Source organism: Pseudomonas sp. 86_A (assembly GCF_017491705.1).
GTDB lineage: Bacteria > Pseudomonadota > Gammaproteobacteria > Pseudomonadales > Pseudomonadaceae > Aquipseudomonas > Aquipseudomonas koreensis.
Window position 1 is genome coordinate 56956 of the sequence record NZ_JAFGYS010000015.1, and the last position, 19346, is coordinate 76301.

The window sequence follows — 19346 nt, forward strand, 5'->3', positions numbered from 1 at the left end:
TGGGGTCGAACTCACCAAAGGACTATAACAATGGCTCTCAGTAAAGAAGTGCCGGAGTTTGACATCGACGATGAGGTTCTCCTTATGGAGACCGGCATCGATTCGGAATCTTCGATGTCGAATGATGAAGGGGCTGCTCCACCTTCCGTTCGTTCCAAATCCAAACACTCCGCTTCACTTAAACAACACAAGTACATCGACTACACTCGGGCACTCGATGCCACGCAGCTGTACCTCAACGAAATCGGCTTTTCCCCACTGCTCTCCCCGGAGGAAGAAGTTCATTTTGCGCGTCTGTCGCAAAGTGGCGACCCTGCCGGGCGCAAGCGCATGATTGAAAGTAACCTGCGGCTGGTCGTGAAGATCGCCCGGCGTTATGTCAATCGGGGGCTGTCGCTGCTGGATCTGATCGAAGAGGGCAACCTCGGCTTGATCCGCGCGGTGGAAAAGTTCGACCCCGAGCGCGGCTTCCGTTTCTCGACCTACGCGACCTGGTGGATTCGTCAGACCATCGAGCGCGCGATCATGAATCAGACCCGGACCATCCGGTTGCCGATCCATGTGGTCAAGGAGCTCAACGTGTACCTGCGCGCTGCACGGGAGCTGACGCAAAAGCTCGATCACGAACCCTCACCCGAAGAAATCGCCAACCTGCTGGAAAAACCAGTGGCTGAGGTCAAGCGCATGCTCGGCCTGAACGAGCGCGTTTCTTCGGTCGACGTCTCGCTGGGCCCGGATTCGGATAAAACCCTGCTGGACACCCTGACGGATGACCGTCCGACCGATCCGTGCGAACTGCTGCAGGATGACGATCTGTCGCAGAGCATCGATCAATGGCTCTCGGAACTGACCGACAAGCAGCGCGAGGTGGTCGTACGCCGCTTCGGCCTGCGCGGCCATGAGAGCAGCACGCTGGAGGACGTAGGCCTGGAGATCGGCCTGACCCGGGAACGGGTGCGGCAGATCCAGGTGGAGGGCCTCAAGCGCCTTCGTGAAATCCTCGAGAAGAATGGCCTGTCGAGCGAGTCGCTGTTTCAGTAAGCGCCTCTGACGACCGCCCATAAAAAGCCCCGACTGGTTCGGGGCTTTTTGTTGCCTGCTTGAGCACGGAATGGAATTCCTTGTGGCGAGGGAGCTCGCTCCCGCCGGGGTACGAAGTGCCCCGCTTTATCTCGAACAGGGCCTGCTGCGCAGTCCGGCGGGAGCAAGCTCCCTCGCCACAAAGTTCATTGTCGGACGTACGGTCGGCACTTCCATCGTTTGTAGTCTCGCGGTGTAAGCCTTGGCTTACTCTGTCGTAAGAATTCCCTATTTTTGCAAGACGGCAGACGTCGATTATGTTTGGCGCTGACTATTAAATAACTGATTTATAAGCTTATTTTTTAATGTGAAGTGCTTATTACAGCGTTTTTCGCCCGTCAGGGGCGATTGCTCTCGGCGGGGAACTCTTTAGTATCAGCACTGTGTCGACGGACAGACACGCCCTTCACGGAAGAGGGGAATGGACATCGCAGGACGCGATTCATCAGGACGATGAAAAGGAATACAGGGAATAGGGAAAAAATGTGGGCGGGTCAAACCGCCCCTTTTTTTTGCCCTTGAAAAGCCAAAGGCCAAAAAGCAAAAAGGCCCGCAAGGGGCCTTTTCAGAACACGCGACAGATCAGCGTTCGAGGTCTTTGATCTTGCCTTTGACGCCATCCCACTCTTCGGCATCCGGCAGCGATTCTTTCTTCTCGGTGATGTTTGGCCAGATTTCGGCCAACTCAACGTTCAGCTGGATGAACTCCTGCATATCTTCCGGAACTTCGTCCTCGGAGAAAATGGCCACGGCCGGGCATTCTGGCTCGCACAGCGCGCAGTCGATGCACTCGTCCGGGTGAATTACCAGGAAGTTCGGGCCTTCGTAAAAGCAGTCCACCGGACACACTTCTACGCAGTCGGTGTACTTGCACTTGATGCAGTTGTCGGTGACGACGAAGGTCATTTCTAATTTTCTCCTCAGGCGGCGGCAGCGTTGCCCCTTCACGGTTGGGGTCGCCAGGTTCGGGAGCGATGTCTGCCAGCCAGGCTATTAGCCAGCAGCATCCCAAACCGCGCGAGATTCTAACAGCTTGAAGCCGTTTGCGTTATATCCGGTTCTTCGGTGCTTAGATCCGGTTCTTAAGTGCATATAACAATTCGAGCGCTCGACGCGGGGTCAGGTCATCGAGATCCACTTTCGCCAACTCATCCAGCACCGGGTGCGGCAGGCTGGCAAACATGTCGCTTTGCTGCGGGGCGGCCGGCTTGCCTTTAACGGCTGGCTTGGGCGCTTCATGCGGCAATGCGGTGTCTTCCAGTCGGCTCAGGTGCTCACGGGCACGCACGATCACTTCGCTCGGCACGCCGGCCAGTTGCGCTACGGCCAGGCCGTAACTCTGGCTGGCAGGCCCGGGCAATACATGGTGCAGGAACACGATGCGCTCGTTGTGCTCGGTGGCGTTGAGGTGCACGTTGGCCACCAGCGGTTCGGCTTCCGGCAACACGGTCAGTTCGAAGTAGTGCGTCGCGAACAAAGTATAGGCGCGCAAATGAGCCAGACGCTCAGCCGCTGCCCACGCCAGCGACAGACCATCGAAAGTGCTGGTGCCGCGACCGACTTCGTCCATCAGCACCAAGCTACGCTCGGTGGCGTTGTGCAGGATGTTGGCGGTTTCGCTCATCTCGACCATGAAGGTCGAGCGGCCACCGGCCAGGTCATCGCTGGAGCCGATCCGGGTGAAGATCCGGTCCACCAGCGACAACTCGCAACTGGCCGCCGGCACGAAGCTGCCGATGTGCGCCAACAGCACGATCAACGCGGTCTGGCGCATGTAGGTGGATTTACCGCCCATGTTCGGACCGGTGATCACCAGCATCCGGGTGTTGTCATCCAGGCTCAGGTCGTTGGCCACGAACGGCGTGGTCAGCACTTGCTCGACCACTGGGTGACGACCCTGGGTGATGCGCATGCACGGCTCGCTGACGAACCGCGGGCAGTTCAGGTCAAGGTTCAGCGCACGCTCGGCAAGGTTGCTCAGCACGTCCAGCTCGGCCAGTGCGCCGGCAGTGTCCTGTAGCGGTGGCAGTTGGCTGATCAGATCTTCCAGCAGCGCCTCATAGAGCATTTTCTCGCGGGCCAAGGCACGGCTCTTGGCCGACAGCGCCTTGTCTTCGAATTCTTTCAGTTCCGGCGTGATGAAGCGCTCGGCGCCTTTGAGAGTCTGGCGACGGATGTAATCGGCCGGCGCGGATTCTGCCTGCTTGCTCGGCAGTTCGATGAAGTAACCGTGAATGCGGTTGTAACCGACTTTCAGGTTAGCCAGGCCGGTGCGGGCCTTTTCCCGGGCTTCGAGGTCGATCAGGAACTGCCCGGCGTTTTCGCTCAGCGATTGCAACTCGTCGAGTTCGCTGTCGTAACCGGTCTTCAGCACGCCGCCATCGCGGATCACTGCAGGCGGGTTGTCGATGATGGCTTTTTCCAGCAGCGCCGCCAGTTCCGGGTAGGTGCTGGTGGTGGTGGCCAGGCGTTGCAGGTGCGGCGCTTCCAGGTCGGTCATCGCCACTTGCAGTTGCGGCAGGGCACCGAGCGCGTCGCGCAGGCGGGCGAGGTCACGAGGCCGCGCATTGCGTAGGCCGATCCGCGCCAGAATTCGCTCGATGTCGCCGATCTCCTTGAGCTGCGGTTGCAGCTTTTCGAAGCGGTAACCGTCGAGCAGGCAAGTGATCGAGGTCTGGCGCGCCAGCAGCACGGTCAGATCGCGCAGCGGACGATTTAGCCAACGGGTCAGCAGGCGGCTGCCCATGGCGGTCTGGCAACGATCAACCACCGATTGCAGGGTGTTGTCGCGGCCACCGGCCAGATTGGTGTCGAGTTCGAGGTTGCGACGGCTAGCACCGTCGAGCACCACGGTGTCATCCAGGCGTTCGTGACGCAGACTGCGCAGATGGGGCAGGGCGGTGCGCTGGGTTTCCTTGGCGTAGGCCAGCAGGCAACCAGCGGCGCCGATGGCCAGGGTCAGGGTTTCGCAACCGAAGCCTTTCAGGTCTTGCGTGGAGAACTGCTGGCAGAGACTTTTCAGCGCCGAATCACGCTCGAAATCCCACGGTGCACGACGACGCACGCCACGGCGTTTCTCCGCCGGCAGGTCTTTCGGCCAGTCGTCCGGGATCAGCAGTTCCACCGGGTTGACCCGCTCCAGTTCCGCCAGCAGGTTTTCCCAGCCCTTGATCTCCAGCACTGTGAAGTTGCCGCTGGTGATGTCCAGAACGGCCAGACCGAACAGGCGCTCGTCACCCAGTACTGCCGCAATCAGATTGTCGCGGCGCTCATCAAGCAGCGCTTCATCGCTGACCGTGCCCGGGGTGATGATCCGCACCACCTGACGCTCCACCGGACCCTTGCTGGTGGCCGGATCGCCGACCTGCTCGCAGATCACCACCGACTCGCCGAGCTTGACCAGTTTCGCCAGGTAACCTTCCGCCGCGTGGTAGGGAATCCCGCACATCGGAATCGCCTGTCCCGCCGACTGCCCGCGCGCGGTCAGGGTGATGTCGAGCAACTTGGCAGCCTTCTTCGCATCTTCATAGAAGATCTCGTAGAAGTCGCCCATGCGATAGAACATCAGCTGATCCGGGTGCTGATTCTTCAGTCGCCAGTATTGCTGCATCATCGGAGTGTGGGAGGACAGATCTGAAATGGCTTTATTCATCAATGGCTTAGCGCTTTTTTTCACAAATGTGGGGCGAAAAGAGGGCGTCTTGATAGGCGATTAGATCGCGGGACCGATGCAGCTTGGTGCCGCGGGCACGCGTCAGCTATTCACTGTCCGCGAGATGAAACTCTTGCCCATCGTTTTTGCAATGAATGCAAGGTTACCATGGCGGGTGAGGCTCGAGCAGACGCGCACGCGCGAAGACTGCCCATCGAGCCATTCCCCGATGATGACTATTTTGAGAGTTGAATTCTGAGCTTCTCGGCATCCCAATTGAGAAGTTCGGCAATTTCGGACTCTCTCAGTGTTGAGAGCACCGTATCAGCGGGCTGTCTTTTTATAACGTCGTAATAGCAAGTAAGTTGAGCACTCTTTGCTTTACTTATTTTTTCAATTGTAAAGGTACCTGCGCCTTTAATGAAAATAACGTCGGGGAGCTCTTCGCATGCCGATAGCTGGCGTTGAGCATCCTCACGGCTCTCAAATATATGGGCTTGGGCACCCATGAACACCACATGGTCAGGATAGAGAGCCCAGCTCTCTTTGATACGAGTGATGAGCTCCGGGTTCAATGAAAGCTCATGAAGTCTGACGTCCGACACAGGGTTGAATGTTGCGCCGCACACCAGGCTTATTGGCAAGGGTACTTCCATGGGACCAAAGTGTACTGGCTGAGTCCTGAAGAATTTTGTCAGATAACTCAATAGGTTATCTATTTCCTCGATGCTCTCGCCACCGAGGATGATGCCGTGACTCTTTAAAAAAATGACACGGGTTTGATTCGAGTTTTCAAGTTGATCAGCAACGCCTTTTGCGAGATCGGCCCCTGGTTTTAAATAGTTCACTACCCGTGCATTCAACGTGGTGTCGAAATCCGGATAGTCGGAAAGCTCGAATGTTTCACGCACTAAATGAGCAAGCACTTCCACCGCGTGCAGATGAACGACTACTGGGTGGGGCATTAGTGCGTGAAGCAAGGTTTCGATCGAAGGCTTCAATGAACCGGGCTCGATCATTTGAGGCGTGATGCTATAGTTTTTGTTTAGCAGTTCCTGGGTGAGGTTCTTGAGCTCAACCTGAACGAAAATTTCGTTCGTTATCGCCTCAGCCAACCAAGTGCCCGACGCTTTAATCCATAAAGTAGCGTCTTCTTTCCAAGAGACATTTCCTCCAGCGCCTTGAACCAGTAGCGGATTTTCACCGATTGTTGCGCAGAATTTTCGCACGGACTCATGCATGTTCATGTTTGTCCCTCAATCTGGAAATCAGGCGACGTAGCTCTTTGAATTCAGTGAATGCGGCGTCCGGAGTGTTCTCGCCGGTACCCATTGGGGTCCCGGTATGAATCTTTTGCAATGTGACCGCGTTGATTTGCTCGCGGCCACCTCGGATATCGTTGATTGGGTTGTCGCCAATCATCCAGATGCAATTGCCTTTTGGACGCATTTTCTCTAGGGCAATCTCGAATGGTGCCGGATGAGGCTTGTCGTAACCTGCCTCCTCGCTGGTCACGATGTAATCAAAATAATGATCAAGCCCAAAGTAGACTACCTTGCGAAACTGAATCTGGGCCGTCAGATCGGTGACGATCGCAGTGGGTATTCCCATTAGTCTCAGGTCGTCAAGAAGGTCTTTGACCTCGTCGAATAGAACCGCATTGCTGAGAAAGGTACGCCAATACGTCTGTTCAAAATCGAGCGCCAGAAGGACTTGTGAACCCAGTCCCATGATTTCCAGCATACGTTGAAGGTATAACAGGCGACTATGAGATGAAGCGGTGTGTTTGAGCCGGGTCTTTACCTGTTGACGAGCCTCCTTGAAAGCGGCGTCGAAAACTTCCGGTTTGATAGAGAAGGTGTTGACGACTTTATCCCGGATCGCCTGCTGCGCAGCCGCATGCGCAGGATCATAGGGATAAAGAGTATTGTCGGTGTCGAACAAAATGGCGTCGGGAAGCCGGTCAAACCGCTCAGGTGCAAGAATTTTCACTATATAAACCGTTTCGTGAGTGCTTGATTGATGTGAGAGAGAGTGATCAGCTGCATCAGCCCCATTACGCCATCCTGCCATTGGGGCGCCAGATCCAGAAACTCGAAGACCCTTGGACAGATCATCCTCGCGGCCATCTCAATATCTTGAGCAGAGGTTTCGCCTTCAATAGTCAGCTCTACTTGAGTCGCATCGTCATTGGTCGACATATCGACATGCAGCCCACAAACCCCGACCAGCACCCGGACCAGCGACATTTCGTTCAAGCCATTGCACGAACGGGCCACAATCTTGAAGTGCAGAAGACGTTCTTTGTCTGCCCCATCGAGAATGCGCGGGTGTATCGGTTGCAAGGACAACACGAGATCGGCATGTGCCGCCTGAGGGCGTATAAAACGTGCGGAATCGGGTTCTCTGCGAGCGAAAGACGAGAGCACCTTTTCTTCCGTATGTCCGCGCTGGTGAACATCACGTTGAAGCTTGAAATGGCGCCTCAAATCCTCGTCGATATCCAAGTAGACACTCAAATTGTAACACTCGCGCAAGATCGGCAAGTACAGAGCGTGCAAGCCACTTGCGATGATGAAGTCATTGCTTTTGATGACGAAGGGGCGGCTCATGCGACCCGTGTGGTGGTCATAGTGGCGAGAGTGGATGGGTTTTGAGTCCGTCAGTGATACCAGATCATTGGCGAAACCTTCTAGGTCGTTGGCCATCGGGTTCAAGTGAGTCATCACTTGCCACATTGGTTTCTGGCGATCCCACAGATGGTAGTCGTCGCCAGATAGCGTCGTTACCGAGTGGCCTCCGAACAGACCTTTGATGGCGTCTGAAAAGGTATCTTTGCCTGCCCCGGAATCTCCAGCCACACCAATGACGAAAGGTTTTCGACTCAGTCGGAAATAGTCGTTTCGACTGACAGATTCACGCCATATCCGAAGGGTTAGAATAATGCCCGTCGCAACCATGGCCGTATGGATCAGAGAAGACAACTTGCCGTTTAGCAACCACTGGCTGACGATTTGCGGTAACCAGGTCACTTGTTGAGCGGCTACCCCGAGATCAGAGATGATCAGCGCCGAGCTCGCGACGTAGAGCAGCGAGAAAACTCCGGTAATCACAATAGCAATCCGGTCACTGGCTGCCTGGTAAGCTACCAGAGAAGGAATGACCCAAATAAACCACCCCGGTGACGCAGGTGTCATGAGCACCACAAGTAAAAAAACGACGCCTAGTGTCGAATGAAAGAGTTCAAAGTTAGGCCGTTTAATTCTCCAGGTCGCATAAATCATCAATAAGTATGCAAGCGGTACAATGTACAGGAGGTTTTTGTCGTTGATGCTGATGGCTAGCCTGTAGACCTTTTGAATTTCCGGGTTGTTGTAAAGCATGCTCAAACCGAAATTGGACAGAAGGAATGGCAATATCGTGACTAAGGCACCCGCCGCAAGGGCGAGCAGAAAACGCGGTAAAAATTGACGTAGCGGTCGGTTGTGCTGCAAGTAAACCAAGAAAAAAGGCAGGGCCAGCACCATGCTGAGTTTCGCAGATACCGCACAGACAAATATCAGTCCCGCGATGACCAATCGGGCACGTTTGATAAAGTAAAGTGAGCCAGCAAGAAGAAGCACTGGAATCAAGTCATTAAAGCCCAGTACATAGCTGCCCACGATCACTATGGGCGACAACCAATAGACTGCCAGCAGCAAGCGATCGCGATTTGGGATCAGTTTTTGCAAAACAATCAATAACAGCAGGTCGGCGCCAAGCAAGGTAAGGCCGTAACCCACAGAAAGCGGTATTGAAAGGATCTTGCACAGCGCTATCAAAGGTGTGAAGGCTATCCACATGACGTAACCATATGGAAACGCAGCGATATTTCCCCCTTGTTCAAGCCACGTAGCCCACGGGTCGAGTGTTAATGTACTAATGCTAGTATCCAGAAAGGGCACATACCAATCTGTCATGGACGCGGGAGCGATACACAATATGAGCAGAAGGCGCAGTGCCAGGCCGATCAGGAAGAGCGGGTGGATAAATAGCTTTGATTTCATGCCTTCGTCGCCAATTTTTCCCACAAATCGGGTCTTTTGGTGCAGACGGCTTCCGCAACAATGTTGCGTTCACTCAGCATGTTTATCAGTAACGGTATTTCCGACTCTGCATCCCGGCCTTGCAACTCTGGAGATACCAGGCACAGCTTAAAGCCAGCATTCTGCAAGCGCGTGGCGTCTTCATGACTGAGCGGAAAGCGGGAAAAGCAGTCGACCCATACCCATTCAATTTTTCCGGCAAGTGTCAGAGCCGTTTCGATGGACTCGAACTCTGATACGCGCACAGCACATCGGCGTTCACCCGCTTTGGACCACTTGATCAGGAACGGAAATGACTGATCCAGAAAGAAATAATCCTCAATTGCCTTTTCTTTCATCAGCGCAATCAGGCGAGCCTCCAGCCCTTCTTCCTTCACGTTCAAAATCAGCGTGCCGTGACGATAGTCATTAACCCACTCCTCGAACGACTCACCCTTTGTGTAGGGGTCGTGGTGGATGACCAGCTCATTTCCGAAGCTGCGGATGTCGACTTCAATACCGTATTTTCCATCAGTGGCATTGAGTTCCTGGCGAGTATTACGCCGATGCGAGATGAGCTTCATTTCCTTAGACTCTTTTTAAGTTGCAAGCTGAAATCGATAGTTCTGCGGATAAACTTTCTTTTGGCAGCCCAGTTGACGTTCCAGTGGGATACACCATGGTGGCGCTCACCAAAGCGAACCGCAAATCGATGAATTTTCAGTCCTTCAGCCTGTGCCAGATGGTAGGCATATAAATCCAGTGCAAAATCCGCGGGAGCTGACTGCCAGCACGAAAAGAAGGCTTTCGAAAACATAGTGGGCTGAGCGTTGATATCCCACATGGGCTTACCCAGCAGAATGGTTTCGAAGACACTCATGCCAAACGTGAACGCGACGTCCGCAAAGGGGCGACCATAGCGACGACCCTTGACGAAAATTTCCGGTCCATATTGCTCAAAGAGAGCTAGCCCACGCAGTGCGTCCATTGGATCGGTTTGTAGATCTGCATGCGTCCACCCGAGAACGTCGCCTTCGGCGGCGCGCAAGCCACAAAGAATGCCGTGGCCATATCCCTGGTTAACGTCGACTCGCACACTTCTGCAACCGGGATAAGCAGGTAGCAGGCTTTCCAGTACTTGCGGTGTGCTATCGGTAGATCCGTTATCGACCAAAATGACCTCTACGCCATTTTGTGCAACCAAGCCTTTGCAGCGTTCAAGCAATAACGGCAAGCTGGCCGACTCGTTGTAGCAGGGAATGACGAGCGAAAACTTCATGGCCTCTCCTTAGTAGTGTGTGCTTTGAACACATACAGCTTCATTCCCAGAAAGTTGAGCGCGGCGGACACTGCCGTGGCGAACAGAAACGACATCTGGATTGAACCGGGCAACGAGTGGAGCAGACTCAGGCATATCGAGTTTACCCAGACATTGGCGCCCAAAGTGATCGCGTAAAGCGGTATAAAGCGCCATGCGCTCCCGGGCGCATGTTCCCTTTGATCAAACGTCCATCTCTTGTTTGCAAAGTAGGCGAATAAGGTACCTGCCAGAAAACCAGCTGCTTTGGCCATGTCGATATCCAGCCACGCGGTCCAGACAATGGCGCGGTAGGTCAGGAAATCGATGAGAACGGTCAAGATTCCAACGATTAAAAAGACCTTAAGCTCGCGCAGGATCATACGTTTGAGCCAGGGAGTTCGGGTAGTATCGCCTGGTAACGCGATTCCAGCTCTACAACGGCTTGCGGTGGAATTCGTACGTCGTTCTGCAATCGATAAGGGTGACTTGGCCATTTGTGGAAGCAGGATTGCCAATATTCAAACGTGCGCAGGTCGTTCGGGGTACCCCAAGATAGAAAGCTGTCTACCTCAAACAACTCGCAACGCAAGCCTGTTTCAATTGCGTCATTGATAACCGAGTCGATGTAGAACTCACCGTTGATACGACCATCTCTCTGAATCAAATTAGAGATTGCCAAACGGAAGTCTTCTGCACGCCGGAAAGTGAAAGTTCCCAGGATGATCGGGTCTGTTTCTGGAGACGCCAGTGGTGTCTTCACCGAAACACGAAGAATTCGGCCATTCTCCGAGTCGATCCAGCCGTACATTTGTGGCTGACGGATCGCATTTGCATGGCCTCGCACGCCCCAGACAATCACGTCCACTTCAGGATTGTCGATCAGGGTTCGAAACGCCTGTTCATCATAAAGAGCACCGTTATCACAGGCGCCGAAAGTAATCGGACCGTCAATGTGTCCAATGACGCTCTCTAGTGCATCAAGACCGAGTAACGCTGTGCAGGCCTGTCCCTGTGTAACGTTGGGAATTGTCTTGATTACCGTACCTGGATACAGGCATTCAAGTTGCTCCGCGGTTTCGGCATACCCCGGCATGTCTTGGCGAATGACGAATGCATGATGTTTGGCTTTAGGCAAATCGTCAGTTGCCTGATTGACCATTGGTTTGCCTGAAACAGGTATCAGGGGTTTGGTCAGCGCATAACCTTCGTTGGTAAATCGTTGACCCATACCGGCCATTGGAATAATCAGCGCGCCGGTGGCTGGGGCAGAGAGAGGGGCGGACGGCTGGTTCATCTTTCTGAATGCCGTAGACCAGCCGTTATACTCTCTGACGTCATCGGGTGTGCCCCATTGCATGAAGTGCTGGAGCGGATAAACCATTACAGAACGGCTGTCGGCCAGTAACGCCTTGTAGGCCAGACTGACATAATATTCTCCATTGACGTTTAGTTGCTGATCCATGGTTTGCCGAAACGCATCGACCATCGTCTTCCCTGAGTCGAAGTAATAGGTACCACTGGAAGCATACTCATCCATTCGATTATTGGTGTAAGGCTGTTTTTCCTGAATGTCCTGTACAGCGCCTGAAGTCTCTCGAATATAGGCATAATTAGTGCTGCCCAGAGAGTGGGGGTGGAATCCTTTATAGGCAGGTATTGCACCGGCGCAGCCTGTAGTCTTTACAAAGTTTTTAAAATGTGGCCAATCCCAGTAACAGGTAAAATCACAATAGTTAACCACGACCGGGCTGTCGAGTTTGATCAAGTGCTCAATTTGGCGGACAGCATAGACAGGTCCGAGTTTGTGCGCAGGTATGCCAATGATTTTACCCGTCGGGCAAAGATTCTTTAGGATCGACTCCATACGGTAGTCGGAATTATCAAGATGATCCTGATTGCAAATAAAAATGACGTCCTGCTCACCAGGAAACATATCAAGAACATGTGCAATGATAGGCTTGCCGTCTATTTCAATTAGCGGTTTTGGAACGGTATAACCGGCACGGCGGAACCGTTCACCAAAGCCTGACATTGGAATGATTATTTGCAAGATGTCCTCGCCATGTACTTGGTTGATATCGAAAGCTACCACGGTGCAGCAAGCTTTGAGTGTCGCGATTATACGTCTTGGTACGGCGCTTTAGAAGGCCTGTGAGTGGCCAAATCTGCCCGTTGCAGGCGTGGGACGAGCTAGCGATGAACTGAGGTCCGGCTTCGACTCTTGTTTTTGAAAATCCGGTGACAGGAGCAATTCATTTACCGTGGATCAGCTTTTGGCATCCATTAATGCAAAGCCAGAGCCCGGTTATTCCTGGTTTGCTTCAGCAATTTGCTTCGACTTGTGTTAGCCACAAGCAGGGCTGGCAGGTATCATCCCGCGCATCGGAGGGGGGATGAACGCCTTGATCTGTTGTCCCATAGAAGGGGGGGCAGGTGGACTGTGATGTCCTTAGCGAATAGGGCGCTCTGATTTTTTCGGAAGTTTTGTCTGATTTTCAACCAGGGAATTTTTTATGCAATCCGTAGAATCCCCAAATAGAAATAAATCCCTCGGAAGAGGCGCTATATTCTTTTGGGCGGCAGTTTTGTTTCATGTGGTTTATTTACTGCTCCTGCAGCCTGGTTGGTTGTTGGGTGGTGCAATGTGGGCGGAAATGGGGCCTAACTATTTTGATAATGCAAATGCTCCATCGCTTTATCAGAATTTTTTCGCTGTGGACGCGGGGTACGTGCCTTTGCCGCAACGTATTGTCGCTTATATAGGTGCGTTGCTTTCAATTCCGGCAGTGTCTGTGCCGTATTACTATAATTGGATGTCGGTTGCACTTATCTCGCTATTGATCTGCTCTTTTTTATTCGAACGGTTTCGAGCTGTTATCGAAAGCGACGGCTTGCGTTTTCTGGTTGTTATAGCTGTTTTGATGGTTGCTGACTTTGAAAGCCGTACATTTATAAATTTTACTTATTTCTCAGTTTTCTTCATTGGCGCTGTAATCGCTCTTGCATTGAGCGATCGAAAAAATGACCTGCCACTTTGGGCTTGGTTAGTACCCATTCTATTCGTCTCGAAACCAGCGGTAATGACGATTCTCCCAGTGTTGGTCTTTGCTTCACTCTTGAGGCCAGGACGTATCAGGGCAATTGCTGTCGTTTCTGTAATGGTTTGCCTGTTGCAGATAGCACGGATGGTCGTAAGCGCGAATACAGGGTGGACGCCTCTGCAACACAGTGATGTCTCTTTGTTCTACAAAGGCTACCTAGCAGTCGTTTATACGGTGACCTTGTTCGGACGTTTTTTACTGGGTCCTGACTTTCAGGCCGGTTTTGGCACATTTGCAGTGGTCGGTTCCCTGGTGTTGACCATCCTCGGATTGGCGTTTGCAAAGGTAAGTAAAGCCCGTCCTCTATTGTTGATCGGGGTCGGCCTGGTAGCGTTCACGGCGCTGTTGAATTGTTTGGCGTTTAGTCTCGTCTGGACCGATTCCTTTCAGCCAGTTTTGTCCGATTTCAGAATTTCCAGGTATGTACTGACTGCTTACATTGGGTTTGTATTTGTTGCCGCTGCATGTGCGGCCATTTTGGCGTCGGCTACTGCCAGGCTTCGCTTCGGACGCCTGGCCGCCGTGGTGATTTTCTCTCTTTGGTTTATTGGCGCTGGCTGGGCTTCCTATGGCACCAAGATCAGTCGTCAGTGGGTTGCTCCGGGTCTTGGAAACTCCTATTGGAAGGAGTTTTCGGGTGCTATTGACCAAGGTGTCACGCCCTTGTGTGTTCCTATTGATCCTTTTCCATGGCTGTACGGAAGAAACTGTGAACGGATAACGCCGTTGGCAGAGCAGGATTACATATTAAAACAAATTAAAAAGAGCGATGAGGGTTACCTTTTGGAAGTGCCGGTATCTGCGTCTGTTCAGAGCCGAAACCTGGTGTCGATCGCTTTGTTTATTAAGCCTGCCTCCGATTCCGATAGTGACATACGTGGCCGAGCACTTGTTGAGGATATGCAGGGGCAAGTGCATGAGTTGCGCGCTCGCCGGGTTCTGCCAAGTACCGGAGGGCTGCTTTTGTTTACCCAGTTATCGGGTCAATATATTGAATCCTTCAAGCGAATTCAGATTATCTTTGAGCAACCTGTCGATGTCGCATACCAGAGAAGCAATCAATCTCAGCCCTCGATTGTTCTGATGGGCACCAAGTATGTGCCTGAAAGTGTCGAGCATATATTGAAACGGGCCGTCGATGGTAATGTAGATGCTCAACTTGTTCTGGGGCGAATGTACAGTGAAGGGCAAGGTGTCGCCAAAAATCCTGGCGAAGGCGTGAACTGGTATATGAAAGCAGCTGCTGCAAATAGCGCCGAAGCTCAGTATTGGCTGGCACGAGCCTATGATACCGGGGTCGGGGTAGTTGAAAACAAGGTCGAAGCCAGCGTCTGGTATCAGAAGGCTGCGCTAAACGGCAGTCAAGATGCGATAAACGTTCTTGAAAGCCTGAAACTAAAGGCAAAGTAGCCTTGTTGTGGGCGATGAGCTTCTTGCGTGCCGAGCAATTAGCAAATGCACGAATGTAAGTCTTTGTGGTTTCAGTAGGGCGTTCGGTATACAAAGATTACTTTGCATACCGTGCGTTCCCTGATAGGGCTGACCTGGGTTGTGGCGGTTGTACCGTATCCGATGCTTCGATGCCTGAGGCGAGCGGCAGTGGGTATCAGAATGCGGGTTGTATGAAATATGCAAATCAGCATTTGTCTTCCGAAAAAACTTCAAGCACTATGCGCGTTATGCAAAAACGCAACGTATCCTCCGTCTTAAGAGCACTGCTCGACCAGCACGGGATCTCCCCCACGGAGCTCCACCGTCGCACCGGCGTGCCTCAATCCACGCTCTCGCGGATTCTCAGCGGGAAGATCGTCGATCCTTCGGATAAACACATTTCGAAGATTGCCGAATACTTCAATGTGAGCACCGATCAATTGCGCGGCCGCGCAGATGTCGCGAACGCGACCGGCGGCGCGCGCGATGACGTGCATGCGGAACTCAAGGACATAAGCCTGTGGGACGACGATACCCCTGTCGATGACGACGAGGTGTCGGTGCCCTTTCTTCGCGAGGTTGAATTGGCTGCTGGATCAGGAAGATTCGTCATTGAAGAGAGCGAACGCTCTAGCCTGCGCTTCGGCAAGCGCAGCCTGCGCCATAACGGTGTGCAGTTCGACCAGGCCAAATGTGTGACGGTGCGCGGCAACAGCATGTTGCCGGTGTTGCGTGACGGCGCCACCGTCGGTGTGAATGCGGGCAAGTGTGGCATCGGCGACATCATCGATGGCGACCTGTACGCGATCAATCACAACGGTCAGTTGCGCGTGAAGCAGCTTTACCGCCTGCCGACCGGCATCCGTCTGCGCAGCTTCAATCGCGATGAGCATCCAGACGAGGACTACAGCTTCCAGGATATGCAGGACGAGCAGATCGTCATCCTCGGTCACGTCTTCTGGTGGGGCATGTACGCCCGTTAACTGCAATCCAGTCAGATAAAACCCGCCATCGGCGGGTTTTTTTTCGTCTGCGCAAAACCTCAAACCCTTATGCAACGCGGTTTTCATGCATCTACGCATTTCTCGTGCATAAATAAATGCATTTACGCATTGACTGGATATGCATACATGCATATTCTTGCCACCAAGCCGCTCGACAAAGCGGCTGGCAAGACAGCTCTTTAGTTCCACAAGAACAGGCAGCGATGAACCGGCCTCAACGGTTCAGAGGGTTGGCAACTGACCCGGGTGTGCAGCGTAAAGCACCAAGAGCAGTTATCCGGCGGGCAGGGACCGCGGTCGGAAAAACAATTTGAATGGACTCGTACCGCGCCAGTAGCGCCGAAAAGTCAGCTTCCTTCTTGAACACAGGATTTGAAGGAAGGCGAAGGAGCGCATTACTGAAAAGCCCGGTGCTCAGTGCCGGGCTTTTTGGAATGCCTGCCTGATTTCATCACGACATCCATGAACCAACAAAAGCGAGGAGTACGAAATGAATCTCTATGCACTGGTTGAATACAACAGAGTTACTCAACTCAAGGAAAGTGAAGTCGCTCCGGATGCACCTGCTTCGCCATCCTCCTCTTGGGTTGATGTCACGGGTAATACTGAAATCCGTGTTGGCTGGGGGGCAACGTTCAATGAAGTCTGGACGTTTACGCCGCCATCCGACGAAGACCTGCGCAACGCGGCCGAACAGCAGAAGTGGCAGTTGCTGAATGTGGCTGCTGGCTGGCTGCTGCTTAACTCGCTGCAATTCAAAGTGGATGTCGCCGTCGCCACCCCTCAAGAGCAGGCGTTGTTGGTTGCACACAAGAACTACTGCATCGCTGTCAGCGATATCGACAAGCAGGCCGGCTATCCAGTGGCAATTGACTGGCCAGTCGTTCCGTACTGATGGCGCGAAGATCCTCACGCTGATCCTCACGCTGATCCAAAGGCAGACAAACACAAACAATATGTACAGGTGAATCAACAATGAATCGTTACGTTTATATCGGCTACCGCTACACCACAAGTTTTCCAGTGGTTATCCAGATTCTGGATACGGAGCAAGGCCTGCCAACCACGCCGGTTGAAGGGGTGTCGGGTACCTGGATCGATGCGACAGGTAATACCACCGTTCAAGTCGGGTGGAAGGCGGTGGAGTCCTGGGATAATGGCTTCAGTGTGTTCAACTTCGTGGAACTGACCTACGAAGACTATCTGGTCATTGCCCCCGTTCGTATTCGAATGCAACAGGAAGAAGCCATCCAGTGGCTGGTTTCCAACCCGTTGCAATACAAGAAGGATCTTGAGATCGCTACGCCTGCCGAGGAAGCAGCCTTGCTTTCTTATAAGCAGTACTTCATCGCTCTTAGCGAAGTCAAAAGCCAATCGGGTTATCCAACCGCAATCAACTGGCCGGTGGCTCCCTTCTAACGGGTATTCCCGCAAACAAAAAACTGCCTCGGCATTGCTGGAAAAACCTGCTCCGTGCCGGGCTTCTGGAATGCCTTCCGTGCTTACACCCCGTCAAACAAGTTACGCGGTTTTGCAGGCGCGCAGGACGCAAGAAAAACATTCGCTATCAGTTGTTATCAGGATAAGTAAATGAGCCGTTTCGCTTTTGTTCAATACTATTATTCGGACGTCGTCCACAAAGTTCTGGAAATCGTGGAAGCCGATGAAAAACCCACCTATTACCCAAATGGTGTGAATGGTCACTGGGTTGATATCACAAACAATACCGCCGTCCAGGTGGGCTGGAAGGCCAGCACTGTAAACTTTGTTGACTGGGTCTTCAGTGAATTGACCTATCAAGACCATGCTGATGAGGCAACCGCGAAGAAACTGGAATTGCTGAGCGCCGCTGTCAACTGGCTGAAGTTGAATCCACTGCAATACAGCATCGATCTGGGCGTTGCCACGCCTGAAGAGGAAGCGCTATTGCTGGCGTACAAGCAGTTCTACGTGGGTGTCGCCCGTGTAGAAAAACAGTCCGGTTATCCATACACCATCAACTGGCCGGTAGCGCCTTTCTGATGCTGGCACGTGCGTCAAACCCGTCACCGGGGGCGCATTACTGAAAAGCCTGGCCCTGCGCCGGGCTTTTTGGAATGCCTACCTGAAGAGACATCGCTTGAACCCAACACACAACATTCATCAACTAATACCAGGAGGCGTGAGATGACAAACGAGCAACAAGCGTTGGCGGACATGCCGATCTGGCTGGTCATCCTCCTCGCCGTAGTGGGCGGGGTATCCGGCGAAATGTGGCGTGCCGACAAGGAGGGCGCTCGTGGCTGGTCATTGCTGCGGCGTCTGGCCCTGCGCTCCGGTGCCTGCATGATCTGCGGCGTTTCGGCGATCATGCTGTTGTACGCCGCCGGGCTGTCGATCTGGGCTGCCGGCGCTTTTGGTTGCCTGACCGCCATGGCGGGTGCCGATGTGGCCATCGGCCTCTACGAGCGCTGGGCCGCCAAGCGTATTGGCGTCTGCGAAGTGCCCCCACCCCGCGATCCACAGTAACGCTCCCACTTTCCCGCTTCGCTGCACAGTGTGCGGCGGGGCTGCGCGTGGACAATCGAAAAGGAGGTCATGCATGCCCGCACCGATCCAGCAGCCTTCGCAGCTGTTCACGGCGATGGCGACAACCTTGCGCAACAGCGCCGGCCTGAATCTGCAGGTCGGCAATCACGAAGACTTCACAACACCAGGCGCTCAGGCCTGGGCGTTGATCGACTTTGATCGTAATGCACCGGGAGTACGCTCCGCTGACGGGCGTATCGCCCACGTCATGACCGTATCGCTGCAAGTCATTCCGGCCGTATCCGCCAGCGCTTTCGCCGCCTGCGATCTGATTGCTGTACTGAAAAACCTGATCACCGACAACCGTTGGAGCCTGCCGGGCGATCAATGTGATGTGCCGATGAATATTGATGGATTGCCGTCACTGTTGATTCGAGGCGACCAGCAATTCAAAGCCTGGACGCTGACCTTCACCCAGACCCTCTACCTCGGCCCGACCCTGCTCGACGACCCGCTCGGTACACCGAAATTCGCCCGTACTTGGGAGGTCAGCAACATCGACGACCCCGACCAATACACCGCGCTGGAGGCCTGAGATGTTCGATGGACTATTGCGCATGCAACTCGGCCCGATCATCGAGCGCCTGGCGGAAATGGAAGCGGAAATCGACGACCTGCACCGCCGCGCCGAAAGCTTCTGCCGCATCGGTATTTGCCAGACAGTCGACGCTGCGAGCAACACCTGCCAGGTCAGCCACGGCGGGTTGCTCACGCCCTCGATCAAATTCTTCAACCCGAGTGCCGGCGCCCAAAGCGAATCGCGGATTCCCACCGTGGGCGAGCAGTGTCTGCTGTTCAACTACGGCAGTGGCGAAAGCGGGGCGCAGAGTGTGGCGTTGTTCGGCCTGAACAGTGACCGCTTTCCGCCGGCGGCAACGGTGCCGACGCTGACGCGCCGGGTGCATGTCGATGGCAGTGAAAGCGGTTACGACGACGCCAGCCACACCTTGCACTGGCAGAACGGGCCGGCCGCTTTCACCGGTTCCCGCGAATCGCTGCAACTGAGCATCGGCCCGGCGCGACTGGCGATGACCCCACAGGCGATCAACCTGCAACTGGGTGCCGTCGGCCTGAGCATCGACGCCTCGGGCGTGCACTTCAGCGGCCCGTTGGTGGATCACCAGGGCCGCGTCATCAGCCCCTGAA

At 53.8% G+C, this 19346-nt stretch carries 18 protein-coding genes; 9 read left to right on the forward strand and 9 right to left on the reverse strand.

Annotated elements, in window-relative coordinates:
* The first annotated feature begins 30 nt into the window (after positions 1-30).
* A complete protein-coding gene (gene rpoS / locus J5M57_RS22335) occupies positions 31-1041 on the forward strand; it encodes an RNA polymerase sigma factor RpoS (RefSeq protein ID WP_169841205.1) in 1011 nt (336 codons plus the stop codon).
* A 621-nt stretch (positions 1042-1662) separates the two neighbouring features.
* Here the strand turns inward: rpoS and fdxA are convergent.
* The 9 genes from fdxA to J5M57_RS22380 form a co-directional block, all read right to left on the reverse strand.
* A complete protein-coding gene (gene fdxA / locus J5M57_RS22340; protein WP_003222178.1) occupies positions 1663-1986 on the reverse strand; it encodes a ferredoxin FdxA in 324 nt (107 codons plus the stop codon).
* A gap of 163 nt (positions 1987-2149) precedes the next feature.
* A complete protein-coding gene (gene mutS, locus J5M57_RS22345) occupies positions 2150-4720 on the reverse strand; it encodes a DNA mismatch repair protein MutS (RefSeq protein WP_207847820.1) in 2571 nt (856 codons plus the stop codon).
* A gap of 248 nt (positions 4721-4968) precedes the next feature.
* Positions 4969-5979, reverse strand: a complete 1011-nt coding sequence (locus J5M57_RS22350; RefSeq protein WP_207847277.1) for a class II aldolase/adducin family protein — start codon at positions 5977-5979, stop codon at positions 4969-4971.
* Positions 5966-6724: an HAD family hydrolase gene (locus tag J5M57_RS22355; protein WP_207847275.1), complete on the reverse strand. Its 759-nt coding sequence runs from the start codon at positions 6722-6724 to the stop codon at positions 5966-5968. Before J5M57_RS22355 ends, J5M57_RS22350 begins: the two co-directional genes overlap by 14 nt.
* On the reverse strand, positions 6724-8802 hold the full coding sequence (locus J5M57_RS29145) for a hypothetical protein (protein WP_207847273.1): 2079 nt from the start codon (positions 8800-8802) through the stop codon (positions 6724-6726). Before J5M57_RS29145 ends, J5M57_RS22355 begins: the two co-directional genes overlap by 1 nt.
* Positions 8775-9380: a phosphatidylinositol-specific phospholipase C/glycerophosphodiester phosphodiesterase family protein gene (locus tag J5M57_RS22365; RefSeq protein WP_207847271.1), complete on the reverse strand. Its 606-nt coding sequence runs from the start codon at positions 9378-9380 to the stop codon at positions 8775-8777. Before J5M57_RS22365 ends, J5M57_RS29145 begins: the two co-directional genes overlap by 28 nt.
* Positions 9377-10075 (reverse strand): glycosyltransferase family 2 protein, encoded by a 699-nt coding sequence (locus tag J5M57_RS22370; protein WP_207847269.1) that lies wholly within the window; start codon positions 10073-10075, stop codon positions 9377-9379. The genes J5M57_RS22365 and J5M57_RS22370 overlap by 4 nt, the downstream gene beginning before the upstream one ends.
* Positions 10072-10476 carry a GtrA family protein gene (locus tag J5M57_RS22375; RefSeq protein ID WP_207847267.1) on the reverse strand — a complete coding sequence of 135 codons (405 nt, stop codon included), beginning with the start codon at positions 10474-10476 and terminating at the stop codon, positions 10072-10074. Before J5M57_RS22375 ends, J5M57_RS22370 begins: the two co-directional genes overlap by 4 nt.
* On the reverse strand, positions 10473-12188 hold the full coding sequence (locus J5M57_RS22380; RefSeq protein ID WP_207872002.1) for a sugar phosphate nucleotidyltransferase: 1716 nt from the start codon (positions 12186-12188) through the stop codon (positions 10473-10475). The genes J5M57_RS22375 and J5M57_RS22380 overlap by 4 nt, the downstream gene beginning before the upstream one ends.
* 421 nt (positions 12189-12609) lie before the next feature.
* Here J5M57_RS22380 and J5M57_RS22385 point away from each other — a divergent pair, with 421 nt between their 5' ends.
* The 8 genes from J5M57_RS22385 (at position 12610) to J5M57_RS22420 (ending at position 19345) form a co-directional block, all read left to right on the forward strand.
* Positions 12610-14607, forward strand: coding sequence for a tetratricopeptide repeat protein (locus tag J5M57_RS22385; RefSeq protein WP_207847263.1), 1998 nt, complete (start codon positions 12610-12612; stop codon positions 14605-14607).
* Positions 14608-14876: 269 nt separating this feature from the next.
* Positions 14877-15611 (forward strand): XRE family transcriptional regulator, encoded by a 735-nt coding sequence (locus J5M57_RS22390; RefSeq protein WP_207847819.1) that lies wholly within the window; start codon positions 14877-14879, stop codon positions 15609-15611.
* A gap of 511 nt (positions 15612-16122) precedes the next feature.
* Positions 16123-16527, forward strand: coding sequence for a tail fiber assembly protein (locus J5M57_RS22395; protein ID WP_169841201.1), 405 nt, complete (start codon positions 16123-16125; stop codon positions 16525-16527).
* Between the two features lie 80 nt (positions 16528-16607).
* Positions 16608-17051 carry a tail fiber assembly protein gene (locus J5M57_RS22400; RefSeq protein WP_207847260.1) on the forward strand — a complete coding sequence of 148 codons (444 nt, stop codon included), beginning with the start codon at positions 16608-16610 and terminating at the stop codon, positions 17049-17051.
* A gap of 171 nt (positions 17052-17222) precedes the next feature.
* The gene (locus J5M57_RS22405; RefSeq protein ID WP_169841199.1) at positions 17223-17654 is read left to right on the forward strand and encodes a tail fiber assembly protein; all 432 of its coding nucleotides are present in this window, start codon (positions 17223-17225) and stop codon (positions 17652-17654) included.
* A gap of 144 nt (positions 17655-17798) precedes the next feature.
* A complete protein-coding gene (locus tag J5M57_RS22410; RefSeq protein ID WP_003222183.1) occupies positions 17799-18140 on the forward strand; it encodes a phage holin family protein in 342 nt (113 codons plus the stop codon).
* Positions 18141-18213: 73 nt separating this feature from the next.
* Positions 18214-18735, forward strand: coding sequence for a hypothetical protein (locus J5M57_RS22415; RefSeq protein WP_207847251.1), 522 nt, complete (start codon positions 18214-18216; stop codon positions 18733-18735).
* A 1-nt stretch (position 18736) separates the two neighbouring features.
* Entirely contained in the window at positions 18737-19345 is a 609-nt protein-coding gene (locus J5M57_RS22420; RefSeq protein ID WP_064586204.1) for a phage baseplate assembly protein V, read from the forward strand.
* Position 19346: the final 1 nt, after the last annotated feature.

What these genes read in the sequence shown, in the direction of transcription:
- J5M57_RS22400 (WP_207847260.1), top strand. Translation starts at nt 16,608, where the DNA reads ATGAATCGTTACGTTTATATCGGCTACCGCTACACCACAAGTTTTCCA.
- J5M57_RS22415 (WP_207847251.1), top strand. Translation starts at nt 18,214, where the DNA reads ATGCCCGCACCGATCCAGCAGCCTTCGCAGCTGTTCACGGCGATGGCG.
- J5M57_RS22410 (WP_003222183.1), top strand. Translation starts at nt 17,799, where the DNA reads ATGACAAACGAGCAACAAGCGTTGGCGGACATGCCGATCTGGCTGGTC.
- J5M57_RS22375 (WP_207847267.1), bottom strand. Translation starts at nt 10,476, where the DNA reads ATGATCCTGCGCGAGCTTAAGGTCTTTTTAATCGTTGGAATCTTGACC.
- rpoS (WP_169841205.1), top strand. Translation starts at nt 31, where the DNA reads ATGGCTCTCAGTAAAGAAGTGCCGGAGTTTGACATCGACGATGAGGTT.
- J5M57_RS22370 (WP_207847269.1), bottom strand. Translation starts at nt 10,075, where the DNA reads ATGAAGTTTTCGCTCGTCATTCCCTGCTACAACGAGTCGGCCAGCTTG.
- J5M57_RS22385 (WP_207847263.1), top strand. Translation starts at nt 12,610, where the DNA reads ATGCAATCCGTAGAATCCCCAAATAGAAATAAATCCCTCGGAAGAGGC.
- J5M57_RS22420 (WP_064586204.1), top strand. Translation starts at nt 18,737, where the DNA reads ATGTTCGATGGACTATTGCGCATGCAACTCGGCCCGATCATCGAGCGC.
- J5M57_RS22405 (WP_169841199.1), top strand. Translation starts at nt 17,223, where the DNA reads ATGAGCCGTTTCGCTTTTGTTCAATACTATTATTCGGACGTCGTCCAC.
- fdxA (WP_003222178.1), bottom strand. Translation starts at nt 1,986, where the DNA reads ATGACCTTCGTCGTCACCGACAACTGCATCAAGTGCAAGTACACCGAC.
- J5M57_RS22390 (WP_207847819.1), top strand. Translation starts at nt 14,877, where the DNA reads ATGCAAAAACGCAACGTATCCTCCGTCTTAAGAGCACTGCTCGACCAG.
- J5M57_RS22395 (WP_169841201.1), top strand. Translation starts at nt 16,123, where the DNA reads ATGAATCTCTATGCACTGGTTGAATACAACAGAGTTACTCAACTCAAG.
- J5M57_RS22365 (WP_207847271.1), bottom strand. Translation starts at nt 9,380, where the DNA reads ATGAAGCTCATCTCGCATCGGCGTAATACTCGCCAGGAACTCAATGCC.
- J5M57_RS22350 (WP_207847277.1), bottom strand. Translation starts at nt 5,979, where the DNA reads ATGAACATGCATGAGTCCGTGCGAAAATTCTGCGCAACAATCGGTGAA.